The organism is Thiomonas sp. 13-64-67 (genome assembly GCF_002282795.1).
GTDB lineage: Bacteria > Pseudomonadota > Gammaproteobacteria > Burkholderiales > Burkholderiaceae_C > Thiomonas > Thiomonas arsenitoxydans.
In genome coordinates, this window is sequence record NZ_NCKP01000011.1 from 24946 (window position 1) to 32037 (window position 7092).

A 7092-nucleotide genomic window follows, 5' to 3' on the forward strand; every position below is an offset into this window, starting at 1 on the left:
TCGTTGCCTATGTCGTCTCAACTCTTCTCCCCGTTCTCACTCGGCGCCCTCAGCCTGCGCAACCGCGTCGTGGTCAGTCCGATGTGCCAATACAGCGCCGTGGAGGGCAATGCCATGCCCTGGCACCGCGTGCATCTTGGCCAGCTGGCACAAAGCGGCGCCGGCCTGCTGTTCATCGAGGCCACCGCGGTCGAAGCCATCGGCCGCATCACCCCCGGCTGTCTGGGGCTGTATTCAGCCGACAACGTGGCGGCGCTGCGCGCCGTGCTCGACGATGTGCGCAGCTTTAGCGACATGCCCATCGGCATTCAACTCGGGCACGCGGGGCGCAAGGCATCGAGCGCGCGGCCCTGGGACGGCGGTCAACTGCTACCGGCTTCGCAAGGCGGCTGGCCCACCGTGGCCCCTTCCGCGGTGCCGCACGGCGCGCAGGAGGCTGCACCGCAAGCGCTGGACGCCAGCGGCCTGGAGCGCATCCGCAACGCCTTCGTCCAAGCCGCGCGACACGCCGCCAGCCTGGGCCTGCAAGCGGTGGAGCTGCACTGCGCGCACGGCTATCTGCTGCACCAGTTTTTGTCGCCGCTGTCCAATCAGCGCGACGACGGCTACGGCGGCAGCCTGACCCAGCGCATGCGCTATCCGCTGGAAGTGTTCGATGCCGTGCGCGCCGCCTTGCCCGCAAGTGTTCCGCTGGGCGTGCGGGTCTCGGCAACCGACTGGGTGGAGGGCGGCTGGGATCTGGAGCAAACCCTTGCCTTCGCGCAAGCGCTCAAGGCGCGAGGTTGCGACTGGATCGATGTGTCTTCCGGCGGTTTGTCCCCCAAGCAGCAAATCCCCATCGGCCCCGGCTATCAGGTGCCATTGGCCCAGGCGGTGCGAGAGGCGACCGGGCTGCCCACGATGGCCGTCGGCCTCATTACCGAAGCGCAGCAAGCCGAAGCCATCGTGGCTGAAGGCCGGGCCGATCTGGTCGCGCTGGCCCGCGCCCTGCTGTGGAACCCGCACTGGCCGTGGCATGCCGCGGCTGCATTGGGCGCGCAGGTCAAGGTGCCGCCGCAATACTGGCGCAGCGAGCCGCGAGACGCCTGCGGCGTGTTTGCCAACGCCGCCATCGGCCAACGCTGAGCAGCGGCCTCGCCTCCAGCGCCCGCGACGGCAGCCCGTCTGCGTGAGATCAAATGAAACCGCGCCGACAGACACAGACCCCGGCGCGGGTCAACGGTCCGCCCCAGCGAACGCAATCCGCGTAAACCCTGAATTTCTGCGACTTGCGGGCCGTTTGTGACCCCAGTCACTCACACATAGATAAATCTGCAAGTCTCAATTTGCAATTTGCGGTAGATCAAATCCCTACTGAGCTCCTCTCTCGATACTCCTGCCAGTAACAAAGTGTTGTCTTTTGCAACATTGCGGTGCAGGTCGCACCGAGACTAGGAGTCGAGATGGATTGGGTCGGGCTTTATCCCACTTGGTATGAACCGGGTGTGGGCAGTGGCTGGGTCGTCGGCATCATGGCCACCATTCATGTGCTGGCTTCGCACACTTCGGTGGGCGCGGCCATTTTGTTTGCCTATCTGGCGGTGCTCGCCTACCGGCGCAATCAGCCGCAGTTGCTGGATTACATCCGCAAATACGGCATGTTCCTGCTGGTGTTCTCGTATGTCATCGGCTCGATCACCGGGCCGGGCATCTGGTTCACGACCACTGTGGCCAGTCCGCGCGGCATTTCGGCGCTGATCCACAGCTTTGTGTGGAAATGGGCCACCGAATGGGTGTTTTTCGTCATCGAGGTGGTCGGCGTCTATCTGGTGATCTACCTGGTCGGCCGGGTCGATCAGCGCACGCATATGCGCATCGCCGTGATCTTCGGCATGGCGTCTTACACCACCATGCTCATCATCCTGGGCATCCTGTCGTTCATGATGGTGCCGGGCAAGGAGGTCTGGTTCACTGAGGGGGGCTACCTCAACGGCTTCTACGGCAGCAACACCTTCGCCCAGCTCGCCATGCGCACCGCGTTCATGTTCACCATGACGGCGGTGGTCGGCGGCATCGTCGCGGCGCGTATCACCGATCCGGCGTTCAAGCGTGAGATTTCGCGCAAGCTGGCCTGGCTGGGCATCGTGTCGTCGATCACCGGCGCGGCGCTGTTCCAGTGGTATATCCGCACCCTGCCGGAAACCGCGCATCTGGTGATGGACAACCGCCTGCCGTCCTACTTCCAGCCCGCCATCATCACCGTGCTGCTGGGCATTCTGGCTTACTTCGTGATGACGCTGATTTCCTCGCGCACCCTGGTGGTGTGGGGGGCGTCGGTGGCCACCGTGAGCATTTTGCTGTTCGGGCTGTGGCCGGAGGAAGTGGCGCGCGAGTCCATCCGCAAGCCCTGGGTGGCCGGGCAGTACATCTATTCCAACCAGGTCGTCGGCCGCGATGTGCCGGGCATGAACATCAAGAGCGAAATTCCGCTGCTGGAGACGCACGGCTTTCTCAAGACGCAGGTGTTCGTTCCCAACGAGCTGCGCGTGGTCACGCCGGACAACATGCTCAAAGTCGGCGAGTCGCTGGCGCTGACGACCTGCTCCAACTGCCACTCGCTGAGCGATACCGGCATGCGACCGCTGCATCGCTACTTCGGCGGAACGACCAACGTGACCGAGGTTGAAAACTACCTGCGCGGCGCGCTCTCCACCGGAGCCACGCTGTATATGCCGATGATTCCGCTCAAGCCCGAAGAAGCCGAGGCGCTTGCGGTATTCATCGTCAACATGAAGCAGCCGCAGGCCGCCATCGCCCACATCCAGCACAAGGCGGCACTGGCGCAGGCCGACCAAGCCGCTGCGCTGCCCGCAACCCTGACCCAAGAGGTGCGCTGACATGAATTCTGAAATGCTCTATGCCCTGCGCGACGTCGCCGGGGTTCCGTCTCACCCCATCGTCTTTCTGGTGCTGGGCGTGCTGACCTTTGCGCTGCACATCGCAGCGGTACAGGTCATGCTCGGCGGCACGGCGCTGGTGCTCGCCAACGCCTTCAGCCGCAACCCCATGCGCCGCCGCCTGGCCGCGGCCATGACCACCACCGCCAAGATCGCCGTCTCGGTGGCCGTGGTGCTCGGCGTGGCACCGCTGCTGTTCGTGCAGGTGACCTATGACCCGTTCTGGTACACCAGCAATGTGCTGTCGGCCTGGTGGGTGGTGGGCTTTATCGTGCTGCTCATTGTCGGCTATATGGCGCTGTACTTTTTCTACAGTCGCAATCATCACCTCGACGACCCTCAGCACGACACGCGCTCGGGCTGGAGCCTGGTGGCCGCGCTGGCGCTGTTTCTGGTCGTGGGCTTCATCATGCATGTGCTCACCCAGCAAATGCTCAGCCCCGAGAAGTGGATGAGCTGGTACGCACCGGGCGGGGTGATCGAGCCGCGCGGCCGCACGCTGCACGACTATAACCTGTGGCGCTTCGGCTTTTTCATCGCCCTGGCCGCACCGGTGACGGGGGCTTGGTTGTTCGCCTATCGCCGCTACCTCAGCGCGGGGCAACTGGCCGAGGCGAACTACCTCCAGTGGGTCGGCGCCCTCGCCAGCAAGATGCTCAATATCGGCGGGGTGATCGCCCTGGTGTTTCTCGGCGGGTGGATGGCCACCCTGCCTGCCAACATCGCCGGGTTTGCCACCTCGCCCATCGTGCTGCTCAGCGTGGCGTTGCTGCTGCTCACCGTGGCGCTGCCCACGGTGCTGGGCCAGCGCACGCTGCACACCTCGCTCGGTTACGCCCCCTTCGCCCTCGGCGCGGTGGCGCTGATTGCCGTGGCGGCACTGCGCGAAGTGCTGCGCTGGACGGTGCTCAAGGGCATACACGGCTATGACGTATTCACCTACCCCGTGCACCTCGACTGGTACAGCAACGTGCTGTTCTTCTCTACCTTCGCCCTCATTGGCGGCAGCACCCTGGCTTACTTCCTCACCATTGCCTGGAAGGTGGGGCAGACGCCCAAGGGCCAGATCTACACCCCATCGGCCGCCATCGACCGCATCGGCACGGTTTCTGGATCGTGCAGTTCTTCGTCGTCGGCTTCATCGTCTGGGCGCGATAAGGATTTCGTATGCGACTTCAACACCTCATCCTGGTCTTGATCGGGCTCGTGTTCGCCATCGGCCTGCTCGGCGCGAATGCTCCCGCTTTTGCCGCGCCAGCCGCACCCGCAGCGGTCGGCACACCAGCCGCCGCAACCCTGCCGCCCGGACCCAAAGCACCGCCCAGCGGCGCCGCCATGGCGCAAACCTGCGCCGGTTGCCACGGCACGGACGGACGGCTACAAGCCGCCGCCTTCATGCCCCTGGCTGGCATGCCCAAAGCGCAGTTGGCGCAGGCCATGCGCGATTTCCGCGATGGCAAGCGCCCCTCCACGCTGATGGGCCATGTGGCGCAGGGCTTCAGCAATGGCGAAATCGACGCCATGGCGAGCTACTTCGCCGCCGTCAAACCCGAATAAGAGGCACTCCATGAACTCTCGTCGTCAATTTCTGCTCGCCAGTGCCACGGCATTGGGCGCTGCTGCCTTCCCCGCCATCGCCCGCGCCGGTCAGGCGTCTGCTCGCATCGTCATCGTCGGCGGTGGCGTGGGTGGCGCCACGGCGGCCAAATACCTCAAGCTGGCCGATCCCAGCCTGCAGGTCACGGTGATCGAAAAAAACCCGGTCTATATCCGCCCTTACGGATCGAGCGAGGTGCTCAACGCGCACGTCACGATGCAAGACCTGCGGGTGAGCTATGACGTGCTGCGGCACAAGCATGGCGTGGCTTTCGTGTTCGATGCCGCCAAAAGCCTCGACCCGGTGAACAAAACCGTCACCACGGCCAGCGGCAAGGTTTTGGGCTACGACAAACTCATCGTCTCGCCCGGCATCAAGCTGCGCTACGACAGCCTGCCCGGCTACAGCGAACAGTTGGCCGACAGCCAAGTGCCCAGCGGCTGGATTGCCGGGGCGCAGACCGCCCTGCTGGCCAAGCAGTTGCAGAGCATGCGCGACGGCGGCACCTTCGTGCTGGCCGCACCGCCCAACCCCTACCGCTGCCCGCCCGGCCCCTACGAGCGCGCCGCGCTGATGACGGAGTGGTTCAGCAAACACAACCCGCGCGCCAAGGTCATCATCGCCGACCCGAAGGACAGCTTCGTCACCGACGAAACCGCCTTGCTCGGCTGGAACCGGCTCTATGGTTTCCAGCCGCCGCAGGAGTACCGCACCAAGCTCGCGGCCAAACTCCAGCCCTCCACCCAACCCTGCGCGCTGGAGTGGATTCAGGCCAAGGCCGGCGGCACCCCGCAGCGTCTGGACGCCAAGACCATGACCCTGCACACCGCGGGCGGCGCCATCAAAGCCGACGTGATCAACATCATCCCAGCCATGGTCGCCGGGCAGATCGCCTTCGACTTCGGCCTCACCAACGACAGCGGCTTTTGCCCGGTGCACCGCACCACGTTTGAATCGACCTTGCACAAAGACGTTTACGTGATCGGCGACTCCAGCATCGCCGATGTCATGCCCAAGTCGGGCTTCTCGGCCAACACCCAGGCCAAATGGGTGGCCCGGGTCATTACCGACGGTCTGGCGGGACGAGACCCCGGCACGCCCGTCTGGGAGAACACCTGCTACGCCCTGGCCGGCAAAGACTACGGTCTGTTCGTCGCCGACGTGTTCAAGATCAAGGAAGACGGCAAGATCGGCCGCGTCAACAAAGCCCGCTACCTGCCGCTCGACGCCACGCCCGCGCAAATCCACCTGTCCGCCGTCTATCAGCAAGCCTGGATTCAGGCCTTCACTCAGGACATCTTCGCATGATCACCGCCGCATTCCCCACTGCGTGGCGCACACTCGCCCTGGCCGCCGCGCTTCTCGCCAGCTCCCTTGCGCTAGCCAGCGAACACGGCAAACCCGCGCCCAAGCCCTGGAGCCCCGTCACCCTGCAAACCGCGTTGGGCGATCTGCCCAAAGGCAATGCCGCCGCGGGCAAGGCCGTGCACGATTCCATGATGTGCGCCTCTTGCCACGGCGCCGCTGGCCATGCCGCAACGATGAACTGGCCCAGCGTCGCCGGCCAGCGCTACGACTACACCGCCAAGATGCTGCTCGACTATCGCAGCGGCCTGCGCTCTGAGGACGAACGCGCCGGGCTGATGACCAGCATCGCCCGCCTGATGACCCCGCAACAGATCGCGGATGTCTCCGCCTACTACGCCAGCCTGCCCAAGCCCGTGGCGCCGCAGGCACAGGCCGCCCTCGCCGCGCCGCTAACCGCCGCAGAGCACAAGCGGGTGGAGCAACTCGTGCGCAAAGGCGACGCCAACCGTCTCATCACCGCCTGCGCGTCGTGCCACGGCCTGCACGGCGAAGGCAAGGGCACGACGCCTGCCATCGCGGGTCAGACGACCGACTACTTCATCCGCACCATGCGTCTGTATCACAACGGCGAGCGTCAGAACGATGTGTACAAAGGCATGAGCCAGTTCAGCCAGCGCCTGAGCGACGCCGATACCTTGCTCATTGCGCGCTACTACGCCAGCCAAGGGCAAAGCCAAACCGCGAAAGCGGATTGACGAGCGGACCGAGCTGGTAATACCGCTCAGGCCGCCGCCGATTCACGGCGCCTGGGTAGGGTCCAGGGCCGCGGCGCGCGCCTTGGCGATTTCAGCCGCCGTGCTGCGATACGCCTCGGGGTGCGGCTGGCCGAGGCGCAACGCGACCTCGATCGCCCCCTGCGCTGCCTTCCAGTCTCCCGCAGCGAGCAAGGCCTGCGCGAGGTTGTTCATCGGATCGCCGTCAGAGGGGTTCGCTCTTGCTGCCTCGGCGAAATGAATCGCAGCCCGCGGATAGTCCTTGCGCGCATAAGCCAGATTGCCCAGTCCCATCATGGCAATCCACGCCTTGGGCCAGCGCTTGAGCGCCGCCTCGTAAGCGGTGCGTGCCGCCTCAGGCGCCACGTCTTCGAGCGGAGCCACGGCGCGCAAATACGTCAATTCATCAATTCCAGGCGGAAACTGCCCGGGCTTGACGGCAATGAACGCCCATCTCCCGCCTGCAGCCCAAGACCGA

The 7092-nt window shown here is 64.9% G+C and carries 7 protein-coding genes; 6 read left to right on the top strand and 1 reads right to left on the bottom strand.

Features of this window, described 5'->3' with window-relative positions:
* Window positions 1-9 precede the first annotated feature (9 nt).
* The 6 genes from B7X30_RS04875 to B7X30_RS04900 all read left to right on the top strand — a co-directional run bounded on the left by B7X30_RS04875 (window position 10) and on the right by B7X30_RS04900 (window position 6596).
* Complete coding sequence (locus B7X30_RS04875; protein ID WP_286729463.1) at window positions 10-1125, top strand: NADH:flavin oxidoreductase/NADH oxidase; 1116 nt, start codon at window positions 10-12, stop codon at window positions 1123-1125.
* Window positions 1126-1442: 317 nt separating this feature from the next.
* Window positions 1443-2876, top strand: coding sequence for a cytochrome c (locus B7X30_RS04880; protein ID WP_156054826.1), 1434 nt, complete (start codon window positions 1443-1445; stop codon window positions 2874-2876).
* Window position 2877: 1 nt separating this feature from the next.
* Window positions 2878-4134 carry a hypothetical protein gene (locus tag B7X30_RS04885; RefSeq protein WP_286729467.1) on the top strand — a complete coding sequence of 419 codons (1257 nt, stop codon included), beginning with the start codon at window positions 2878-2880 and terminating at the stop codon, window positions 4132-4134.
* Window positions 4104-4493, top strand: coding sequence for a c-type cytochrome (locus tag B7X30_RS04890; RefSeq protein WP_286729469.1), 390 nt, complete (start codon window positions 4104-4106; stop codon window positions 4491-4493). The genes B7X30_RS04885 and B7X30_RS04890 overlap by 31 nt, the downstream gene beginning before the upstream one ends.
* Before the next feature lie 10 nt (window positions 4494-4503).
* Window positions 4504-5841, top strand: a complete 1338-nt coding sequence (locus B7X30_RS04895; RefSeq protein WP_286729471.1) for an NAD(P)/FAD-dependent oxidoreductase — start codon at window positions 4504-4506, stop codon at window positions 5839-5841.
* On the top strand, window positions 5838-6596 hold the full coding sequence (locus tag B7X30_RS04900; RefSeq protein WP_286729473.1) for a c-type cytochrome: 759 nt from the start codon (window positions 5838-5840) through the stop codon (window positions 6594-6596). The genes B7X30_RS04895 and B7X30_RS04900 overlap by 4 nt, the downstream gene beginning before the upstream one ends.
* 42 nt (window positions 6597-6638) lie before the next feature.
* Here B7X30_RS04900 and B7X30_RS04905 read toward each other — a convergent pair.
* Window positions 6639-7092 (bottom strand): tetratricopeptide repeat protein (locus B7X30_RS04905; RefSeq protein ID WP_286729474.1); only part of this gene is annotated, 454 nt, incomplete at its 5' end.

Coding starts and splice junctions, on each gene's coding strand:
- B7X30_RS04875 (WP_286729463.1), top strand. CDS start 10: ATGTCGTCTCAACTCTTCTCCCCGTTCTCACTCGGCGCCCTCAGCCTG.
- B7X30_RS04880 (WP_156054826.1), top strand. CDS start 1,443: ATGGATTGGGTCGGGCTTTATCCCACTTGGTATGAACCGGGTGTGGGC.
- B7X30_RS04885 (WP_286729467.1), top strand. CDS start 2,878: ATGAATTCTGAAATGCTCTATGCCCTGCGCGACGTCGCCGGGGTTCCG.
- B7X30_RS04890 (WP_286729469.1), top strand. CDS start 4,104: ATGCGACTTCAACACCTCATCCTGGTCTTGATCGGGCTCGTGTTCGCC.
- B7X30_RS04895 (WP_286729471.1), top strand. CDS start 4,504: ATGAACTCTCGTCGTCAATTTCTGCTCGCCAGTGCCACGGCATTGGGC.
- B7X30_RS04900 (WP_286729473.1), top strand. CDS start 5,838: ATGATCACCGCCGCATTCCCCACTGCGTGGCGCACACTCGCCCTGGCC.